This window comes from Paenibacillus sp. FSL K6-4396, assembly GCF_038002525.1.
Lineage (GTDB): Bacteria > Bacillota > Bacilli > Paenibacillales > Paenibacillaceae > Paenibacillus > Paenibacillus amylolyticus_B.
The window spans coordinates 3,858,870-3,880,069 of record NZ_JBBOCR010000001.1; the positions used below are offsets into that span (position 1 = coordinate 3,858,870).

The 21,200-nt window shown below is 41.7% G+C and carries 17 protein-coding genes and 3 pseudogenes; 10 read left to right on the plus strand and 10 right to left on the minus strand.

From position 1 onward, the window contains the following. Nucleotides 1–3 precede the first annotated feature (3 nt). Both MHB85_RS16650 and MHB85_RS16655 read left to right on the plus strand, forming a co-directional pair. Complete coding sequence (locus MHB85_RS16650) at nt 4–3,291, plus strand: glycosyl hydrolase (protein ID WP_341073265.1); 3,288 nt, start codon at nt 4–6, stop codon at nt 3,289–3,291. Nucleotides 3,292–3,538: 247 nt separating this feature from the next. Beyond that, complete coding sequence (locus tag MHB85_RS16655) at nt 3,539–5,575, plus strand: GxGYxYP domain-containing protein (protein ID WP_341073266.1); 2,037 nt, start codon at nt 3,539–3,541, stop codon at nt 5,573–5,575. Between the two features lie 238 nt (nt 5,576–5,813). Here the strand turns inward: MHB85_RS16655 and MHB85_RS31200 are convergent. Both MHB85_RS31200 and MHB85_RS16660 read right to left on the minus strand, forming a co-directional pair. Then, nucleotides 5,814–5,903 (minus strand): annotated as a pseudogene (locus MHB85_RS31200) (putative holin-like toxin); the annotation flags it as partial. A gap of 25 nt (nt 5,904–5,928) precedes the next feature. Beyond that, a complete protein-coding gene (locus MHB85_RS16660; protein WP_091020045.1) occupies nt 5,929–6,888 on the minus strand; it encodes a carotenoid biosynthesis protein in 960 nt (319 codons plus the stop codon). A gap of 155 nt (nt 6,889–7,043) precedes the next feature. On the opposite strand from MHB85_RS16660, the gene MHB85_RS16665 reads away from it, so the two are divergent. From MHB85_RS16665 to MHB85_RS16680, 4 genes are all read left to right on the plus strand, one after another. Beyond that, nucleotides 7,044–7,613 carry a TetR/AcrR family transcriptional regulator gene (locus tag MHB85_RS16665; protein WP_218780914.1) on the plus strand — a complete coding sequence of 190 codons (570 nt, stop codon included), beginning with the start codon at nt 7,044–7,046 and terminating at the stop codon, nt 7,611–7,613. 45 nt (nt 7,614–7,658) lie between these two features. Continuing rightward, the gene (locus MHB85_RS16670) at nt 7,659–8,006 is read left to right on the plus strand and encodes a hypothetical protein (protein WP_091020044.1); all 348 of its coding nucleotides are present in this window, start codon (nt 7,659–7,661) and stop codon (nt 8,004–8,006) included. 689 nt (nt 8,007–8,695) lie between these two features. Next, complete coding sequence (locus MHB85_RS16675) at nt 8,696–8,965, plus strand: hypothetical protein (protein WP_341073268.1); 270 nt, start codon at nt 8,696–8,698, stop codon at nt 8,963–8,965. A gap of 89 nt (nt 8,966–9,054) precedes the next feature. Beyond that, nucleotides 9,055–9,411, plus strand: a complete 357-nt coding sequence (locus MHB85_RS16680; RefSeq protein ID WP_143786582.1) for a hypothetical protein — start codon at nt 9,055–9,057, stop codon at nt 9,409–9,411. A 625-nt stretch (nt 9,412–10,036) separates the two neighbouring features. Here the strand turns inward: MHB85_RS16680 and MHB85_RS16685 are convergent. After that, nucleotides 10,037–11,027, minus strand: a pseudogene (locus MHB85_RS16685) (YhdH/YhfP family quinone oxidoreductase). A 112-nt stretch (nt 11,028–11,139) separates the two neighbouring features. Between MHB85_RS16685 and MHB85_RS16690 the strand changes: the two are divergent. Both MHB85_RS16690 and MHB85_RS16695 read left to right on the plus strand, forming a co-directional pair. Beyond that, the gene (locus MHB85_RS16690) at nt 11,140–11,559 is read left to right on the plus strand and encodes a MarR family winged helix-turn-helix transcriptional regulator (RefSeq protein WP_091020038.1); all 420 of its coding nucleotides are present in this window, start codon (nt 11,140–11,142) and stop codon (nt 11,557–11,559) included. 469 nt (nt 11,560–12,028) lie between these two features. Beyond that, nucleotides 12,029–12,595 (plus strand): 2'-5' RNA ligase family protein, encoded by a 567-nt coding sequence (locus tag MHB85_RS16695; protein ID WP_192131327.1) that lies wholly within the window; start codon nt 12,029–12,031, stop codon nt 12,593–12,595. Between the two features lie 223 nt (nt 12,596–12,818). On the opposite strand, the pseudogene MHB85_RS16700 reads toward MHB85_RS16695, so the two are convergent. From MHB85_RS16700 to MHB85_RS16715, 4 genes and pseudogenes are all read right to left on the minus strand, one after another. Next, nucleotides 12,819–13,242 (minus strand): annotated as a pseudogene (locus MHB85_RS16700) (RDD family protein). Nucleotides 13,243–13,551: 309 nt separating this feature from the next. Further along, nucleotides 13,552–13,761, minus strand: a complete 210-nt coding sequence (locus MHB85_RS16705; protein ID WP_341073269.1) for a hypothetical protein — start codon at nt 13,759–13,761, stop codon at nt 13,552–13,554. A 349-nt stretch (nt 13,762–14,110) separates the two neighbouring features. Next, the gene (locus MHB85_RS16710; protein WP_341073270.1) at nt 14,111–14,638 is read right to left on the minus strand and encodes a hypothetical protein; all 528 of its coding nucleotides are present in this window, start codon (nt 14,636–14,638) and stop codon (nt 14,111–14,113) included. Continuing rightward, on the minus strand, nt 14,592–14,954 hold the full coding sequence (locus MHB85_RS16715; RefSeq protein WP_341074243.1) for an ABC transporter transmembrane domain-containing protein: 363 nt from the start codon (nt 14,952–14,954) through the stop codon (nt 14,592–14,594). The genes MHB85_RS16710 and MHB85_RS16715 overlap by 47 nt, the downstream gene beginning before the upstream one ends. Nucleotides 14,955–15,249: 295 nt before the next feature. Here MHB85_RS16715 and MHB85_RS16720 point away from each other — a divergent pair, with 295 nt between their 5' ends. Both MHB85_RS16720 and MHB85_RS16725 read left to right on the plus strand, forming a co-directional pair. Then, nucleotides 15,250–15,807 (plus strand): helix-turn-helix domain-containing protein, encoded by a 558-nt coding sequence (locus MHB85_RS16720; protein ID WP_341073271.1) that lies wholly within the window; start codon nt 15,250–15,252, stop codon nt 15,805–15,807. Between the two features lie 54 nt (nt 15,808–15,861). After that, nucleotides 15,862–16,335, plus strand: coding sequence for a YbaK/EbsC family protein (locus MHB85_RS16725; protein WP_192131242.1), 474 nt, complete (start codon nt 15,862–15,864; stop codon nt 16,333–16,335). A 151-nt stretch (nt 16,336–16,486) separates the two neighbouring features. Here MHB85_RS16725 and MHB85_RS16730 read toward each other — a convergent pair whose 3' ends face one another. From MHB85_RS16730 to MHB85_RS16740, 3 genes are all read right to left on the minus strand, one after another. Continuing rightward, nucleotides 16,487–18,994 carry a WG repeat-containing protein gene (locus tag MHB85_RS16730; protein WP_341073272.1) on the minus strand — a complete coding sequence of 836 codons (2,508 nt, stop codon included), beginning with the start codon at nt 18,992–18,994 and terminating at the stop codon, nt 16,487–16,489. Nucleotides 18,995–19,130: 136 nt separating this feature from the next. Beyond that, nucleotides 19,131–20,537, minus strand: coding sequence for a hypothetical protein (locus MHB85_RS16735; protein ID WP_341073273.1), 1,407 nt, complete (start codon nt 20,535–20,537; stop codon nt 19,131–19,133). 13 nt (nt 20,538–20,550) lie between these two features. Further along, nucleotides 20,551–21,093 (minus strand): sigma-70 family RNA polymerase sigma factor, encoded by a 543-nt coding sequence (locus MHB85_RS16740; RefSeq protein ID WP_341073275.1) that lies wholly within the window; start codon nt 21,091–21,093, stop codon nt 20,551–20,553. Nucleotides 21,094–21,200: the final 107 nt, after the last annotated feature.

Below are 21,200 nucleotides of genomic sequence, written 5' to 3' on the forward strand. Positions count from 1 at the left end.
AGTATGAAGGCAGACGCAGAAGAAATCTGTAACCCTTCCATACAACTCAAACAGCAATTTGCGAATCCGGATGAAACATATCGTCCACAGCCTTTTTGGTTTCTGAATCATGAGCTAGAGAAGACGGAACTGGAGAGCCAGATTCAATCCATGTTTGAAGCGGGAGTTGGTGGCGTGGTTCTGCATGCTCGGCATGGGATGCAAATGCCATATCTTTCGCCGGAATTCATGGAAGTGCTGGAGTTCTGCACAGCAGAATGCGCGAAACGAAATATGGTTGTTTGGCTGTACGATGAGGAGAATTGGCCGAGCGGAACATTGGGTGGAAAACTGACACGGGAGCACCCGGAATATCGCATGCGTTATTTGAGAATAGAGGAAAAACGGTATTTGCCAGGTACATCGCAGGAAGGCATGAAGCTTGACTTTGCCTCCTGCGATCACAATGAGCTGATCGCCATTCTGGCATATCGCGCGATTCATTGCGACGGAGAGTGGCTACTTCATGATGAATCGGAACATATCACACATTATTGGGGGCGGGAGTGGACGCCGAATCATGTCGATGATTCTTATATCGTGCTGGCCTGCTGGTCTTGTGAAATTGCCGAAGGAATCACCTTTGCTCAAGGGTATTATCTGGATACATTGAACCCGAAAGCGGTTCAGTCTTTCATTCAGATGTCTTATGAACCGTTTCTTGCATTAAAGCCATATTATGGCTCAACCATCCAAGGGGTGTTTACAGACGAGCCGGGGCTTATGATTCATGATGGTTTCTTCGGCGTGGAGGCAATCCGAACCGCTGTTCATGATGTAGAGTCTACTTTGCCTGGGCTCGTCTTCGCTTGGACTGAGGGGATGGCCGAACGATATCAGCAAGAGAATGGGTATGATCTAATCCCGCGGTTAGGCGCATTGTTGTATCGAGTGGCAGACGGCAGCCGATCCACAAGGCAGCAATATTATGATACGATCACCCGTTGGTATGTGGAGGGATATCATGCCGCGATTCGTTCATGGTGTGAACAATCCGGTCTGCTCTATATCGGTCATACGCTGGAGGAGCCTGTCTGGGGGCAGGCTCGATCTCAAGGCAATCAGACCCGGGTATTGCAGCAATTCCACTATGCAGGCGTGGATTATCTCACTCCCGGCATCGGGTCAAAGGCGAATCCGCATCGCATTGTTTCCGTCAAGACGGCGGCTTCTGTCGCGCAGCTGAACAGGAAGGAACGGGTGATCTGTGAAGCCTTTGGTGCAAGTGGTCATGGTTATTCCATGCGCCAGCGGCGACTTGATGCCAATTTTATGGCTTTCTTGGGAGTTAATCTGTTTATTCCGCATGCATTCTATTATTCGTTTGCCGGGTATCGGAAGACCGACTTTCCACCGACTGAATTCAAACATGCACCCCATTGGCTGCATTATCGTGCTTTTGCCGATTATATAGGGCGATTGAGTCTGCTTGGAGCAAAAGGAAAACGAACGCCGGAAGTTCTGCTGTTATCGCCTATCCATACGGTATATGAAAACATGTTCACATCAGGCGAAGCGGATATGCATCCTTCATCAGATGTGCTGTTCTCGCTTTTGTCAGATCGCTTGCTGCGATCATCTATCGACTACGACTATGTGGATGAATGCCAGCTTCGCGAAGCGCTCCTTGTTGAAGGAGAGGGTTTGCAATTTGATGGAGATGGTCATGGCTATTCGATGGTCATTATGCCGGAGATCGAGGTGATGTCAAGGGACATCGCAACCAGGCTTGTATCCTTTGTTAAGCAGGGCGGAACGTTAATTGCGATAGGTACAATTCCGCAGCATAGTGAATCCTTGCGGCAAGACCCAGCGCTGCTGAAGGATATCCAGGAGGTGTTTGGTTCCGACCCTCAGCACGGAAAATTAGTTGCTGTTGGCAAGGGGCACAGTCTGTTTTACTCCATGGATGAGGCTGTTCATCAAGGCGGTCAGAGTCAGCGTCTGGATCAACTCGAAGCGTTTTGTATTCAATTAGGGGAGTTGATTAGAGAACCACCGGTAATACGATGGGATTGGATTGAAGGTCAGTCTGACGATTTGATTAGCGTCGAACGTAGAATTGGAAATCTGGTGTATGTATGGTTGATGAATTGGTCAGAGCACTCCGTGACCATTAAGCTCATTTGCGATGAAAAGAAAGGTCACTTGGAAGAGTGGGAGTTGGAGAATGGAAGAGTATGCAGCATTGACGCTGAATCGTTCCTTTCGTTCGTACCCGGAGAGCTGTGTGTGCTGTCGGTAAGCCCTCAAGAGAGCTCCTCTTTTCCGCAAGAACGTACGGATCATGCGGAGTATACAGAGCAAGCGTGCCTGGGAGATAAATCTTTTTCCACGAATGTGGTAGAAATCATTCTGGATGAGCAGTGGGGGTTCAGGACCGCAGGCCCCAACGTTCTTCTGCTAGATCGATGGCATGTCACGTTGAATGACCGACATTCCAGGATGAACGCGACCATGCCCGGGCAAGTAAATACGTTTCGCACGACGTTTGGCATGACGCCAAAATTGATTGAACGGCTTCAATCCCGGTGTGGTTCGGATCGTTCCGGTAAGGCGGGAGAAGAATCATGGGGCAGGATGGAATTGCTTCTGGATGATGTAGATCAGAACATTCCATCCCATATCGGATTTTTGCAGCGTAGGCGTAATCTGGAAATATTCGTCAATGGGGTACGTCAGGAAGCGTTAAGACGCTCTTCGTGGCAGGATGGTGATTATGACAGTGTAGATATCACTCCACATTTGTTGGTCGGCGAGAATGAGCTGGAAATTCTGACGGTTTCGTTATTGGAGCCGATGCCTGCTATTTCATTCCCAGCATTTCTGATTGGTCCGTTCGCGATAGAAAACGATACGACGTTAAATACCGATGTGGAACAATGGGGTGGATGTTGGAATACTGCTGGCTATCCTTATTATTCAGGTACGGGTGTCTACTCGCAGCAGGTGGATCTGTCTAACATAAACTTAGCTGCAGATGAGGAGCTATGGCTGGTAGCCGAAGATATAAGGGAGACAGCAAGCCTATATGTGAATGATATTGAAGCAGGTATTCGTTTATGGCCGCCTTACCAATGGAACATAACGCCATATATTCAAGAAGGATTGAATGAAATGAACTTACATGCCGCAAATACACTGGAGAATTTGTATGGAAAATCAGCGCTGACATCAGGAATTAATGGACAGATGAGGTTGATCCGACGAACGCGAAGAACATCACAGACGCAACATCACAACAAATCATAAAAAACATTAAAAATGCGTGTTCAAAAAGTCAGTTTTTCAGCACCGAGAAGGTTGGATGAAGCTAGGGACAGAGTAGCGGAGCTACACGTTTTTGGAGAAAACGGCTTCGGAAGCATGTGCTTGAGAACCTACGTGAGCAACGGAAGGCCCGGCTGAATTCAAGATTCGATGTCGAATCCGCTTCTCGAGTTACCTCGTGATCAAAATTTGACTTTTTGAATTACCTCTAAAAGGAGATATGAACTTTATGATTCGTAAATTAACCTTTTTGTGTGTTGCCCTGGTCTGTACAACCGTGTTATCGGCTAGTGCATTTGCTGCCACAGATGAGTTGAAGCATACCAACTCTTTGAAGTGGCCGCAAAATCAAGCGCTTCCAACTTTCAATAAAGTAGAACGTTTGGATGTGGCGAATGTATATGAGGAATCTGGCGATATCAAATTGCTTTTGACGACGCTTGAAGGGGTAATCAATCGAGAAAAGCCGCGAATCTACATTCAACAGAATAAAGCAGACCCTTGGCTGCAGGACTTGAACGTCCCTTATAAGCAGCATGACAACGTAATGGATGTTCTCAAGAAATATGCGAAAGAGATCAAAGGCATTATCGTATATGATCCGCAGCTGCCGGACTCCATTAATGTGGCAACGACACTTGCCGGACTCAAAAATGCTCTTGTTGCCAGTCCTGAACTGGCTCAACAATTGACTGCTGCACCGTATCATCTGTCGGTAATCGAAGACTTGCAGGACAAGTTCAAGAATCGTATGGATGCATACAACTGGCAGTATGAGCATCTCTGGAGCCAGACCACTCAACGAATGTTGGTCGGATTGAGTCCAGACACCTCCATCCCGATTCCGTCCGGAAATTTTGATTCATTCCAAACGGTTGGAGTCGAGAAGGAACAGATTCGTGATGCAAGCAACAGGAAGACCTATGACTATGACTTGTCATCCTATTTGGGAAAAGAAGCGGTCTACCTACGCTTTAATGATGCCTTTCCTCAGGATGGCTGGGGGCCTGCCGTTCATCAAGTGACGGTGAAAGCAGATGGACAGATTATTGCGGATTTCAAAACGGGTTCTTCTGAGGAAGAAGCATTTCTCTATGACCGACATAACTCCAAATTTTTGCCTGGAAGCGATCACCGCTTCGCAGATAACGGAAACTACTTTGTATACGAATTTAAGCCTGCAGCGGACACAAAGCAACTAACCGTGACGATCGAGATGTGGAACCAATACAAGGTATCTGCGAGCAATGTTCAACCACTCTCGTCAGAAGAAAAGGAACCTTATGGCTATCTCCGCGATTATGCTGTAGCGAACAAAGCCATGGTGTTCTGGTTGTCTACCAGTGTGCCAGAGGAAAAGGCGCTATTTGAGAAGATTCTGTCCGATGTAAAACCAGGGACACCTTATCTGGGTTGGTTCGACAATGATTTTGAAGGCGAAGTTGCTGGCATAGAACTCACATCTCGTCATGGTGTCTATGTTGTTCCTTCCGACTGGTTCCATAACATGACCGTATTTTCAGGAACAAACGTAAAACAACAGCCTGCTCCCAAACCGGTAAAACCCAAGCTGGAGAACAAAATCTATGTAACCTATACCTTTGGCGAAGGTGACAACCTGCAATACGATCAGAATCATATGCGCAACCTGTGGGCTGATCCCGCTCGGGGTAAAGTGCCTATCAACTGGACTTCCAGTCCGTTACTCTACGATGCAGCGCCTGCCATTCTAAACTATTACCGTTCAACGGCGACGCCAAATGATCAGCTAGTTGCAGGCCCATCCGGAGTGGGTTACTTCAATCCAAATGTCTGGCCAACAGACACATTCCCGGAGTATCTGAAACAAACCTTCTCTTATCTGAAGAAAACAAACATGTCGTACCCTTTTGTACTCAATCGTGAACTTGGAAAAGACGTTCCGCTGAGTGATTCGATTGCAGCTGCGTATGAGAAGAACTATAAACTTCCAGGCCTGTTCCTCGCAGGCGAGGACAAAGCCAATGTTCAAATCATGAATGACAGCTTTCCGGTTTCCATTCTGCGAGGCATCTCAACGGTGCAGGATGGTAAAGATATTTTGAATCGTACCAAGACCGAATGGGATGGCAAATCTCCAACGTTTATTTCGGTTGGGATTAATGCATGGAGCATGACCCCATCAGATGTGCTGGAGATTACGGAATCTCTTGGTGCCGAGTTTCAGGTGGTTAAGGCAGACGAATATTTCTCGCTGATCCGAAAAGCGTACGGCTTGTCCAAGTAAGATGTCAAAGTGAGCTTAAGGACCTTTGGGCCGTCTTCAAAGCAATCGGAAGCTCGAATCTCGCAAAGCGATTTATAGATATTTAAATATCATTCGGCCAATAAAAGACCTGCCGGATCCTTGCGGATCAGGCGGGTCTTTAGCTTGTTAATACGTTTATTATGGTAGAAAAAGGTAATTATACAATTGAAACTACATAAAGAGCAGTCGGCCGCTAGGTGGTGGTCGGAATAGACTGTTACCTTAGGGTGGGCGGTCTATTTCTTTTCATGTAAGCAAGAAGCACCAAAATAAAAATGCCGAAAAGGAATATTAATGAAAGTGTGTCTTTGCCTCAATGCTTGGGTTTATGGTTATTTCTTGATTGGACTTGCTTTTTTACCCATAATGTAAATTCCAATCCAGCCTAGCAATAATAAGATCTGAGCCAGAACGACCAGCCACAACACTTCCGTGTAACCACCTATAATGCAAAATATAGTATTGACTAGGGGGAACCCCACGAAAGTAAACATGATAGGAAAATCTTTTTTGGGAGTGATTGAATAATTAACCTTCCGGTCCCAAAACTTTATAAAAGCTAATGCTAAAATTCCGATTGTAATTACAGAAAGTGTAATCAACATCACCCATTGCATATTAGAGGTTCTTTCGAAGAACGGCCCCATATAATTAAGGAAGTTAGATAAAGGTGAGAACATACAAGCTAATGACAGAATGGCCGCCAGAAACGGATAGATATAACCAATTGATTTACTGTAGCCTTTCTTTTTATGCCACCATTCACCAATTAGAATAAAGATGGTCCAATATCCCGCTATATAAATCCATCCTGTAAAATTCATCACAGGTTCCCCATAGATTTGAGGCTCACCGGCTAGCGGATAATAAGTCCATCTTGCCATAAGTCCATCTGTAGTCTGAAATATCTGTTTAACAGCCACCGGGTCCAATGAAAAGTCAAAAACCATAGCGCTCAATCCCGTAATAAATGGTTTAGTCCAGGACGGTATATTTACAGACTTTAGAACACGCAAAGTTGAATAAATGATCAGAAACTCAATAATAGGGACAGTAATCGGTATATTAAATAACATTAAAATACTCCGCCCATAGGCGTAAAAACCTTCCCCAAGCGATGAAGCAGTAATTTCAAAAACGGCTGCGTAAAAAAACACAAAACCTATAAACTGCAGTAGAACCGTTTTGGGATGTGTTTCCTTATCAAGGATATAGAAAACCATTAGAACAGCAGCAATTAAGACTATAATATCTTGAATTATCCATACAGGTACTACAGTTATATCACCCATATTTTACCTCCATTTAAGTTTAAAAATAGAATTGAACGTTCAAATAAATTATAATTTCACTGTGTTACTTAAACAACAGGCTGTTCGATTGAGATATGTTAGTTATCATACAAACCACCTTAGATTTGTTCATTATTTTAAATTGGGAGGATATTATGGCAGCCAAAAAAACAGATCACAGAGTGAGATATACAAAAATGGTTATCAAAGAAAGCCTGTTGAAGCTTTTGACAGAACGGTCTATCAATAAAGTTACAGTGACCGAAATTTGCAGAGAAGCAGGGATTAATCGCAACACCTTTTATACACACTATGCTAATCAGTTTGAGCTTCTTTCAACGATTGAAAATGATCTTTACGAAGACATTAAGCAAGTTGGGATGAGTTCTTCAAATCCTCAAACGCTATCTTATGAATTATGTAAGTATATAAAAGCGAATAAAACGATATGTGAGGTTCTGTTCTCAGAGCATGGCGATAAAGAATTATTAGAACGAATCCTTTATATCAGTCACGATTTAACTATTGAACGATGGAAGACGGAATTAAAATATTTTGATCCACAATTATTTGAGTCCTGGTATACGTTCACCGCTCATGGCAGTATAGCTATTATTAAAAAGTGGGTGAGTAGTGGTCTGAAGGAAAGCCCCAGTAAAATTGCAGCTTTTATTGATAAAGCTACGGAATCCGTATCTAAAGCTTTTTATTCTGAAGAATTGTAGGATTTCCCCGCTTCTCACCAAAAAGCCCGGCAGCTTCTAATCAGTATGAGTGTTGAAACTCACGCCGGCAAGGTGTGCGGTATTGTATTCGTAGGTCATATCAAAGGAATTATCCCTATCGACGAAACTGAGTTTGAAAACGGGGCACGATTGAGAGATGCTGTCGGTACGACAATCTGTTATAAAGTTCTTCAACTTGACCGTAACTCAGCAATTTTTGGTGCATCAAGCAAACAAGCTATTAACCATCTTCAAGGACTGACTTGGGATCAGCTTCGAGAGAATATGGTCATTGAAGCTAAATATAGTTCATGGGACCATTGGTTTCATCCTGAATTGCATTGGTGTTCGAAGTGTATGGAGGGGGGAACATTCTTGACTGCATCAGTTTAAACTTCTGGATGAATGCGCATTTCATGATCTAAATTGAATAATACTTGCCCTAACTGTAGATCAACAATACCTTTCTTGTTGTCGAATAAACAGTTAGAACATGCATTTCAGTGCAAGTGTGGATATGCCTGGAGCTTAGAAAATTGAATGAAACGATTGAATTCCCTGAAATTTGTCCCTATGCATATGCTTTTGTTTTTTGGAAAAAACCTCTGTTAAAGGAGAAGCATTTCTACGGCTTTAATTCGTTAAGAACAAGCTCATTTAGCACCACTTCTAATCAGGGAGCTTCTGGATCAGGTCGTTAAATATCAAATGAAAGTCAGTAGAAGTATTGATATGGGGGCTTTCCTGGATTCTTGAAAAACTGATCTTGCAGTTTTGTGAGAATTTCTTCTGTGTATGGATGAAGACCGCAGGGAAGAAAAGCAAAGAAATTAGCGTACCTTCTTGGAAGGAAATTGAGAATATGAGGGATCACTCGTTTCCAGTTGTTGCTTTCAAAAATAATTTTGATGAGAGAAGCTCATCGAGCAGCATTGAATATTATCATTTACAAAACAGAGAACCGTTGTTGACTAACAAATGCAATTGCCCGAATCAACATGAAACCGCTAAACAAGATATTCAATCAATGATATCGTATATACCACAAAAAGTTGCCATGCTGAACATTAGTAATCCATGTGATGATTATAAGATTCTCCAAAATGCGCAGGCCAACCAAGTGTGGAGGGACAAGTCTGGTGCTCATGAATACACCCCAGGGCATGGCCGAATTCATGCATGACGGTTCTTTCGAACTCCGATTCCTCGGTATCCTGGTCAAACCAGCCGAAATTCATGGTTGCCCCCATATTGAACAGCAGCGTATCCGTCCCTACGGCCGAGTAGGCTTTCCCTTTGTCGCGAAAGATAATCTATATTATGAACCAAGGATCACCCGGTACCCGGATTAATTTTTGGGAAATCGGCAAATGCGCTGCAGTGGCTTAACACGTTAACAAAAAAAGCTGCTCAAGTCTTAGGTCTATCTGGCGAGCCTAATATGTACACCAGCCTGCATGGTAATATCGGTAATGACTCTGGGAAAGCATCAAGACTCTCAACATTTAAATCTTATATTAATACCTACGAAAGATATGTAGTTGATGGCTTGGAATATAATAATAAAATGGAAGCACAAAGCTGGGGCGGAGCAATTGCATCTATGGTATTATTTTACCTCACATATTCCGGCCCTGCTGGATGGGTAACCATGGTTTTAAACTCTTCTAATGCATTAACTATACTAATTGGAATTACCTCATCAGCTTATGAAACCGCTTCTAGACTTACAATAACTAAAAATACAGCTCAATACCAACAATATGCTATTGATCAGGTTTATGTTCAACGATGCTAATTACGGTATAAACTACAAACCGGGCTTCTAATTTTAAAAAAAAGGGGGTGAGATCATTTTTCAAAGAATAGGATACGCTGTCCCCCTATTAATTATTATTATAGCAGACATCGGGTTACTCATATTTATCCTTAGAAATGGTAATGGATTATCCGAAAGCGGAATCTTTGGTATGATACTGTTCGTGTTTTGTTTATTGACTGTGCTTATTATAATCTCAATATACCGTTACTATACTTGGATTAGAGACAAAAAATTATAATAAATGTAGTAAAGACCGCCTTGGAGAATACCAGGCGGTCTTTACTACTTAACTTCACTCAAACAACAAACCCAACGGACATTGGCGAACGCAGTATGCCTTTCTTAGTCAAGTTCCGGTTTTGACCTTCGTCCGAATCTGCGGCTTAAGCTGATGTAAAGAGTGAGTGTTATCTAAGAAGATAAGAGCATATGAATACATTACATTAATAGATATCAATTACGCCAACAGGAAACGATAGCTCAAATATACAAAGAAAGCAGTTGATCCCTATGATCGGCTGCTTTTTAGTCAACTACTTGAATGTGATGGAGGGGTAATTTATAAGAATAAAAAATACTTTCATCTGATAAATACCTCTAGCTATGCGTATTTTATAATTGTTCTCCCTAAATGGTTTCCGTGTTTTATAGCTTCAATCGTTTGAGATAGTTCTTCAAGTGTAATTTCTCTCACGAGAGTACTTTGACAGATATTCCATTCATTTGCTAATTTACCCCATATATATCCGCGGTTTTCAATAGGTACATTTACAGAATCAATGCCCAAGAGGCTGATTCCTCTAAGTATAAACGGCAGTACGGTCGAGGTTAGTTTTATGCCGCCTGCATTCCCACACATACTCATACTACCACCATAAAAAATTTGGGGAATTAATATGGAAGCAATATCTCCACCTACAGTATCTAAAACAAAGTCAAACTTTTGCTTATTTAGTGGCTTAATTTGCTCACCTAATGTTTCTGCGTAAACGACATCTGTAGCACCTAAAGATCTTGCCACCTCTAATTGATGTTCTTTTCTAATTAAGGCAGAAATATTTTTGTAACCGATTTTAGATAAAATTTGTAAAGCAATACTACCTACTCCACCAGTTGCACCGGTGACTAGGATTTTAGGATTTTTATTTATGTCCATACCGTTTTTCTCTAAAGCCATTATAGAAAGAGCAGCCGTAAACCCTGCGGTTCCAAAAATCATAGCCTCTTTGGGGGAGAAGTTCTCTGGCATAGGAACAATCCAAGCTGCAGGGACCCTTGCATATTCCGCAAATCCTCCTGTATGACTCATACCAACAGCAAACCCTGTAACAATGACTTCCTGTCCCACATGGTAACGACTATCTGCTGTGTGAACAATCGTTCCACTCAAATCAATTCCTGGAATCATAGGGTAATCTCTTATAACACCACCATTTTTTTTGGACAGCCAACATATCCTTAAAGTTTATTGAAGAGTAAGATACCTTAATTAAAATCTCCCCATAGGAGAGACTATCCAAATTAACAATTTCCAAACTGTAACTTACTTGACCGTTATCTTCATTTACGACGATTGCCTTGAAGTTATCCATAAAATCCCCCTTAGTTCTGTAATAGAATATTTCTGTAACAGAAATGTTTTATAACAAAATCTAACATGGTATAATAGGTATTGTCAAGATGGGGGAGAGTGGGACAGAGACTATGGAACTAAATGATTGCATGAACTTTCTATTAAGTGTTAGTCAGAACAAAGTTTTTAAATATTTCAGCAAGCTTATAGAAGAATATGGAATAACACCGTCTCAATATGGCGTGTTAAATGTTTTATGGAGAGAAGGGCAATTAACCCCAAAACAAATTGGAGAAATGTTATTTTTAGAAGCTTCAACTGTCTCGGGGGTATTGGATAAAATGCACAAGGCAGAATTAATCGAACGTTCTGCAGATCCAAAAAATCGTAGAAATGTCTTCGTGATAGCCACTCAAAAATCTTTAGAAATCAGAAATGGTGTTGAAGCAGCAACTATTAAGTTGAATCAAAAGGTGCTTCTAAACATGACTGATAATGATAAATTAGCACTAAAAAATGCATTAAATACAATAATAATGACTGAATTTTAATTTTGCTGTTCAACGAGTTGTATCAATTATTGTCGCGGGACAAGAACATTGTTCCATTCAAAGTCGCTATTATAGCGGCTTTTTTGTTTTATGGAACCAAGTTCTTGTCCCATGCTGAGGACAAGAACTTGGTTCCTTTGCCGAAAAGGACAAGAACATTGTGTCATTTCGGATTAGGTGATTATCTAAATAGTATCATCATAGAGATCTTGTGGCTAGATAAAAGCATATGAATATAAGACTTCGCATGTGTAACGATTTTTTGGTACCAGGAACTAGGTTTTTCCGATTAAAGGCAATGAATTTGTTGAAGTTTGAAAAGGGGGAAGAACTTGAAAAAAATTTCGAGAAGAATCTTTATCTGTTTCATTAAGCTAACGGGCAGGATAATTTAAATAGCCGAAGAAATAAGAAGATAAGAGCAGATGGACTGTCATCCATTTATTTTGCTAAAGGATGTGACTGAAAAATGAAATATTTCATTGGAATAAGAGTTCCAGATGATTATAAAGAAAAAGTTGTGACATTCCGTGATCGTTGGTCCAGAAATCGTCTTAACGATGTAGTTGAGCCTCACATCACTGTAAAAGCGCAGAGTGGTCTTACAGTAGATCTTCAATGGTTAGAAAATGTAAGACAAGCATGCTCTTTAATACAGAGCTTTCAATTATCATTATCAGAACCTGGGTCGTTTGGAAGTGCTGTTACATTTCTTAGTGTTAGCACGAGCAATGTAATCGATTTACATAGAAGATTGGTAAATGTGTTTTCTCTATCACAAGAACTTTTAGATCAATACTTTGAAATGGATAAGTATCATCCTCATTTAACCTTGGGGCAAACCTATTGGGGTTTGAACGAGACTGAAATTGACGAAATGAAGCTATTAGCAATGAACGAATTAGCTCCTTATCCAACCTTTAATGTCAATTTTGTACGTGTATATAAAGAAGTTGAACCAAACAAATACGTACCATTTGTAGATATCCAATTGGGAACTCAAAAGTTAAGTGATTCAACTAACGGGAAACGTTAGACCAATAAAAATAATAGGGCAGATGATTAACGTGACAGGTTGCCTTTTGTTCATTTAGCTATAACTGGTTTCAATACGAATCTAATGATGATTCGTGTAGAATGAAGTCACCACAGTCTTGGACGTAAACATATGTACAAAATACGAGTTTTGTGAAACAGTACTAATGATTTAAAAGCTGCACAGTGATTTTTACCCCTGCACAGCCAGTTCATTCTTCGAGTTAATCCCAAACTACTTCTGTTCCTGCTATAAAATCGTGAATCGCACGTCGATCCTCACGCAAACCAACCATAAAAGCACTCACAATAACTCCGATACCCAAAGTTATTATATACACAAGTCCAGCCACGACAACTCGCATCAGCATCGTACCAATTTTTGGCGGTTCGTGTGTATCGTATTGGCGGTTCGTGTGTATCGTATTGGCGGATTCGAATTCCACATATACGTTTGCCTATGGTTCGACCATACCAGTATACTGGTACTAAAATTGAATATAACGCACTAAGTAGTTTGGCAATCGGCTCATCCGCATCAAAGTTACCTGTAAGCACACCTGCAATAATCACTAACGGAATTGAAATAATCAGACTATCCAACACACTTGCTCCTAATCTAATCCAAAAACCTGCTTTATACAAAATGCTTTCCTCCAAACTACAATTTTAAACTAAAAAGCTAATTTACTTCGTGAACTCCCTTCATTAAAATACCTAACTTTATGTACACAACTCAAATAGTATAACAGAAAATTTCACCTTTTTACGATAAAACTCCTATTTCATTTTACTTGCATCCTTTGTGAATTTTATAACAAACTATCGAATTAACTTGACTGCTGTTCATATTCACTACTTACTCTACATAATCCTTTCTAATATTGTATTTAGCTTCTGAGTCTTCATGAAAACACCATAATAATTATGTAAACCAAGAAGGCTACTCAACATTTGTTAAGTAGCCTTCTGTTCGTTCTGCATCTGCCCTCTTCGCCAAATCTTATTCTCCACAAGGCCATAGACTAAACCGGCGATGGTAAATATCCATATCGATGTCATTCGGTTCAGATGGTATCCATTCACGAAATATGGATTGTACATGAGATCAAAAACCCCCAGCCCGCCCCATCCAAACCCAATCATATAGATGAAAGTTCTCATCATAGGAAAGCATACATATTTCCGCAGCAGCCATGAGATCGGGATAAGAATAACAATATAAAAAGCGACTAAATAGTGACCGAATCCCAGGATAAGCGACAAAATATATATCAAGCCCCCTAGATTACGTAAGCCGTAATACTCTGTCGTTGTAATATGGTACCCTTCAATCCTCTCAAGAACGATGAGTGCTGTAAAGAAGATCCCGATAAATATCAGTCCTAATACCATGTAACGTTGAACCGCGTTCACCAACATCAGATCACCCCATTGTCTAAACGCTGCCAGAACTGCTCAAGTTACATGATTTCGAACAAATTACACAATTAAACATAGGCGTTATTAGGTTCTGTTATAAGCTCCATTCTCCCCATCGCTGTGTACGAAGAATTTTAATTATCGACATTAGAGATTTCAGGCCCCATTCACCGTATAACATCTCAGCTGCACCTTTATTGGAATAGATGACCAGGTTGTTTGGATATGTCTCAATTACGGCAAAGGATTCACCATATACAGCCGCCTCCAGCTTTTGTTTCCACTCTGCAGATTTCGCATCATACTTGGCCAGATATTCATCTTTCTTGCTTTCTTCTCCAAACGTATCTGCCAAGAATGTCAGGTGATCTCTCCAATCATAGTAAGAGTAAGGCAATACAATTGTAGGTCCCATGATGCCTTCCAACCCAATGGAAGCTGACTTCAATTTATCAAAAGAACGACGCAGCCGTTCAAAACGTTGGCCCCCCATATTGTGAGCCTTAATCTCACGAATACCGCTCAGGTATTCCTGCAGCCGGCTGGCGGCTTCGTTTTTGGCTCGAACATGGTTCTCACTCAGTCGTGCCTGAATTGAATCCGTGAGCCATAACAGAGCCACACCTAAGGGAACCGCAATTCATAGCTACGGCCATTCTCCAATCCACCAACAGAAGCCCGCCAAAAGCAAGCACAGGAAGCACAATTGCACTGATTAGCTGCGACAGATTGTGAGAGAGCGTATGCTCGACCTGACCATAATCACTCAAGATCAGATTCGTCAGATCCCCAGGATCATGTTTTCCGAAAAATCTTAACGACAGATGACGAATATGTTCGGCCAACTTCAACCTTCCTGAGGCCGCGAGGCTGTATGGTGCCCGATAGGTCTTGTCATAGAGTGAGGCATAAGCCGCATACTCCACCAGAAGCCACACAAACAAGATTATAAGCCCTATTGGACATATGACCTCGTCGCTTAACTTGAGAATGAATGGTGAAGTATTTACATTCTCGCCAAGCAAAAGAAGTGTTGTTAGAGAAAGTTTTCGTTTTTTCTTGTATAGACAAATATGACTTATTTGATCTGTCACTCCCGTAATATTTTCCATTTAGTATGGATAAATATGTGAAGGAGTTACTTACATCATTAAACTGTCGCCTATTGAATCCAACTGCTAGTATGTTATATTATATTTTAAAATGCTATAACATACAAAAAGGAGTGATGCAATGCAATCGCCAGTATTAACCATTGGAGAACGGTTAAAAGAAATACGAGCAACTAGAAATCTTACACTTGAAGATATTTCTAAACTTACTGATGTAAGTAAGCCTATGCTTGGACAAATTGAAAGAGGACAGTCTTCACCAACGATTACAACTCTTTGGAAAATCGCAGTCGGCTTAAAAGTCCCTTTATCTTTATTATTGGAAGAGCTAGAAGATGAGTGCAGTGTGGTTGATACACGGTCCAAAGACGCTATCATTGAAAATGATGGAAAAATGAGAGCATTTCCTGTTTTTCCTTTTGACCCTACCCGTAACGTTGAAATATTTTATATCGAATTTGATCCTGGATGTCACCATCCATCTGAAAGGCACCTTGATGGTGTGGAAGAATATGTTTTTGTGGTACAAGGTATGTTAGAAATGGTAGTCAACAAAAAGAAAATTGTTTTAAAAGAAAATCAGGCACTCCGCTTTCGTGCTAATGTTTTTCATTCCTATAATAATCTTTATCAAGAACCATGTATCATTTACAACATGATTTTTTACCCAAGAACATAGGCAAGTTTCATCTATGATCTTCTAGAAAATATTTTAAAATGAGGTGTGCTGATTATGGCAATTGAAAAAGTAAAAGATTTTTTTAAACAATATGGTATGGATTCTCAAATTATCGAATTTGAAGTATCTAGTGCAACCGTGGATTTGGCTGCAACTGCATTAGGTTGTAAGCCAGAGAAAATCGCAAAAACACTTTCTTTTATAGTGAATGGACAAGCTGTTTTAGTAGTTGCTGCCGGGGATGCAAAAGTGGATAACAAAAAATTCAAAGAGTATTTCAAAACAAAAGCAAAAATGCTTTCTCCTGATGAAGCCATTGATATGGTTGGTCATGCCATTGGAGGTGTTTGTCCATTTGCTATCAAAAATGATGTTTCTGTTTATCTAGACATATCTCTAAAACGTTTCGATACAATCTATCCAGCTTGCGGGAGTAGCAATAGTGCTATTGAACTTACAATAAAACAATTAGAAAAATTCTCTGGTTATTCAGAGTGGATTGATGTATGTAAAGGATGGAATGATTGATTTATAGTAGTTCTATATGGGTAGCGCCAACATTTTGACTGTTTTATACGCTAAATATTAGCGGACAGTTGCTTAAAGCAGGAAAAATCCGCTGTCTTTGTGCCTTAACGTCCTTAGCGTATATTTACGTTAAAATGTTGGCTGTACTCAATCAACTATGAAAAGCTCTCCAGAACGAACCTTCTGTATTAATGATATCCTTGATCTGAACAAACGGAATTGTAAACGTTGGAAACCCTGCTGCATAGGGTGCGATATCATATGGGTTGAAGTAGAGATGCAGAGCATCCGCTGTAACAAAAAACGGCTGATCCGCACTAATGCCCGTATAAGTGTCTGGAAACACATAAGAGTATTGAGGATCATTTTTGATCTGATCCCCCACAATCTGGCTTAACACTTTTACGTAGTCACTATTCGGCTTAAATAAATCCTTCAGCTCATACAACTGACCATTCGTCAGATTAATAATCGCATAGATCATCGTAGGCATACCATGCGCTGCACCAGCCGGGTAGTTGTAACCTGTGAGTTGCAATTGCAATAATTGCTGCTGATAAAACGTAATATCAAAATCCCCTGTATACGTATAATCCAGCTGCTGATCCGCAGGGATCGGTTTAACCTGGGAGAGTTGCTTCAACCTGGCATTCAGCGCAAGCTGCTCCGCTTGGTTCGTTAATCCCTCCACCTGCGGATAATATACGAGGTAGTCCCTATTTGGTTTGTACTTCTCTTCGCGTACACGGTACGGCGGATGAAGCGGAACGATTGTATTTTGCCGCCAGATGATCTGTCCGGCCCGATTCACATACGATAAGCGCTGGTCTACATAGGCCTTAATCAGATCTGGTGCCACGACCTCCAGCGTACCCGAACCTTCTACATGCGGATACCCAGCGGCAGGTCTTCCACTCAGATCCAGCAGATAGGTTTGTCTTCCATCCGATGCGGAAGCAAGGCCGTTTTTGTAATTACCTACTTCGCGATATAGGAACTCCGTAAGTCTTCTGCCATTGGTATCTGCAATCGCGTATACAGAGCCAATGTAAGGCTGCTCCGGATTAATTGCTTGCCCCAGCGCATAACGATGCTCGCCTAGTTCGCGGATGTCATTATAGGCGGGTTGAATGATAAACGATCCCTCCGTATTAATGACACCATAGTTCGATTTGTAATCCTCTGCTGTATTAACAATCGCTTGCCCGCCGCTAAAAGGAAATGCCGATGAAAACTTGGGCTGAATGCGAATATTACCCCGTTCGTCGATGTATCCATATTTGCCCGAGGTTTCTTTTTGAAAAGCAAGCAGTCCATCCCCCAGTGGTCCCACATAGGCATATGGATACGTTGCGAGCCGATGTCCATTGCGATTAATGAGCGCATATTCATTGTCCTTAATCTGCACAACCGCTTTACCATCTTGAAAATCATTCGCCGAAGCGAACTGTGCAGGTATCACCTCATTGCCCGACGCATCCAGATAACCATACCGACTCACCGAACCATCTGCCTGACCAGGGTTTGAATCGTAAAATAAAGCTCGACCGTCGTTCATATTCGAGATATACGGGTACGCCCGTTTGGTCAGGACTATACCTTGTTCATTAATCATCTTAAATCCTTGAGAATCAATGGTTATCGCCCGTTCTTCGGAAAAGGAATTGATGGAATCGTATACAGGTTGAACGACATACTGCCCCTGAAGGTTAATCACACCGGCTCGACCATCCTTCACAACCACAGCCAATCCATTGGGCTGAAACGCTTGCGCGTCATTCAATACCGGCTCAAGCCGAATGTGGCCTTGTGCATCCATATACCCCCAACGCGTCCCACTCGTAGTTCGAACGGAGATTGGATATAACCACGTTGTTACCCGGGCATGGCTTATAGGTACCATCGCCTGCTTAATTTTCTTTTCGAGCTCTTGTAGTACCTCTCTGGAAGGATACGCTTCCGGGAAACTGAGTGCCTTCTGAACGGAAGCGAGTGCTGCCGGATACTGGCCGGCATGGTACTGAGCATCCGCAAGGTAATACCAGTAAAAGATATAATCAGGGTATTGCTGGGTTAGTTGCTCGTAATATTGCACCACTTTGGGATAATAGGTTGCATATACATCCGGTGCAGGAACCCATTTCCCATTCTGCCATCGGATAATCTCCACACGATAGGCTTCCCCTGTATCATGAATCCAGAGTGCAATCTCCACCTTGCCATCTCGACCATGTGGACCAGGCATATCTATAATCTCTGCATAGCTATAGTATAGATCGTCAGGCGCCAGATCTTTGAGCCCGGATTCCGTCCAGTCATATACGGCAAGCTTAGACCAAATAGAACCAATCCGCCAACCGATAATGAGATTATTCCTTGCCGTTGAAGTTACAGGGGCTGCAGTCATTAAAGTCACCCCGTACCCCAATCCCTTGATTAGTGCCATCTTGATCCAGTGTCCTTGAACAAATTTCAGAATGAGCAGGTACAGCTCACCATTCAACTGGTAGACTGCAGCAATCTCCGGCATACCATCACCGGTAAGATCTGCCGCGTAGATCGCTGGATGTTGAACAGGTTTATCAATAGTGACGACCGTTGCACCAGCCGGGATATGTTGATTCACAATCTGCGTTAACAGCGGTTCGCTCATGGACATCTCAGTTTCCTCCCTTATGACCGCATTCGCCTAATGGTATGCTTCATAAATCGGGATATGACATGTAATTCATTTCTGATGACAGAACAAACTTCCGATCGCATTTATCCCCCGATTCTTTGATTCACTTTTCATATTATCTATCTTGCAAAGTTACTTTCTCCCCATTGAGTAGCAGATAGCTCACATCATTCACCGGAATGGTCTTAGGGGATATCCACTTAATGAGATCCTGATCCAGCTGGAGGAAACCTGATTTGCCAGTCAACTTGGTACCATCCTTCAGGTGAACTTCAATACTCAGATTCTCCATGCGAATCTTGCTCAGAGCCTCACCTGTAAGTGTGACGCCAACTGCGGAAAGGGTTACATTTGCCTGTGAGGCTCCATTTGCATCAAGCTGAACGTTTCCTGTTTTACTCAAACCATTTTGACTCAAGTTAAAGGTCGTTTTCCAATTCCCTTGTACAACTTCACTAATACTCGTAAAACTGCCTTGAAGTCTCAACTTATCTAAATCGTCAACAGCAGACAGATCATACACAAACTCAATGTAATCCCCACCAATGTCTACTCCATTTTTCATGTATCTCCCGTAGCTAATGGAATATTGGGGAATATCGAGCTTTTGACCTTGCTCATCCGTGAAGTAGAAATATCCATGATTATACTCGCCAATCTCATTATCCGGATTAATCTGAATGTGTAACTTGCCCTCCACAAAACCCATATTGGAAATATGCATCCAATCAATACCGGAAACAGGGACATTCGTTACATCTTGATGCAATACCGGAATTGGATCGGTTTCCATTTGAATATCAGTTTTACCTCCCCAGCCACTTATACGATCTCGCTCCAGGATTTCATAACTATTGTTTTGCTTTTCTTGGAGCAACTTCTCCCAGTCCACTTGTACGTTGTAACCATCTTGAAGAGATGTACCTGACATCAGCGTATTAATCTGAACGGTAATCCGATTTTTGCTGACTTTTCCTTGAATGAGGAATCGAACAATAGCCGTTTTGTTAGCTTCATCATAATGAATAATCTGAGCGTTGTTTGCATTACCTCCGGTGACCCTGTAATCATATACATCCAGCGTCTCGTCAATACGTTGACCCGTCAGATCTGACAAAGAAACATAGATTTCCGTTGTATCTCCGTCCCTGACAGCACCTATAACCTCCATTCGAATCCCTTGATCTTCACTCACCTGATGAACAGGCTGAAGAATGCCAATCCGATCTGCACCTAGAAAATGAAGAATAGAAGGCAGGTCAATGATGCCCATGGATGCAGCTGCCCCTGTAACAAGACATAACGATAACGCAGCGGTTACAGGAATATAGATGGCTTTGCGATACCTTTTTCTTTTATTCATGGACTTCTTGGTCTGTGCGGATGGATATAATACAGGTGGATAAAATGATGAATCTGATCTCGTAACGGTTGATGGTTCATTCAGCGCCAATTTATCATAGAACAACTTTTTAATATTAAAGAGGTTCTGCTCAGTGAATTCTTTGTCGGATTTTCGCATTTGATCGCCTCCTTTATTTCCTGTTCATCCACCATGTCCTCAATCGTTGCCTGGAGCGATAAAGCTTGTTATGGACTTGCCTAACGTGTAGGGACAACGCTTCCGATATCTCATGGGGTCTCTGTCCTTCGTAAAACCGACGTTTCATAATCTCCCGTTCCGGTTCTGGAAAAGATTCAATCATTTGATTAAGTTCCGTATACGTCTCTTTACTAATCATCTGAACCAACAAATCATCCGTTTGCACCGAATGAATCTCCTCTTCATATGTAAGTTCAAATCTTCGATTAAGTTTCCGGTAGCGATCAATCGCTTTATGTTTTGTGATTGTTGCAAGGTAATTTTTCAAGCTACTTCGCCCAGATTGGAATGCATCCGGATTCTGCCAAAAAGCAAAAAATGTATCTGCTACGCATTCTTCAATCTCTTCTGCCGATGCATGATGTAGGATGGAATAAGCAATCTTCCATAACAAACCTGCGTAGTGGTTCATCACCCATTCCATGGCTTCAGGATCACGATTCACTACTGCCTTCCGTATCTGTTCTTCTTCCACGATTATGTATCCCTCCCTTCCATGCTCATATCACGAATGCTCGTGTTGATCCGTGCTTCCTACCTATATTCGTTTGGCAAATGACTTTTACTTACTCCACGATAAAA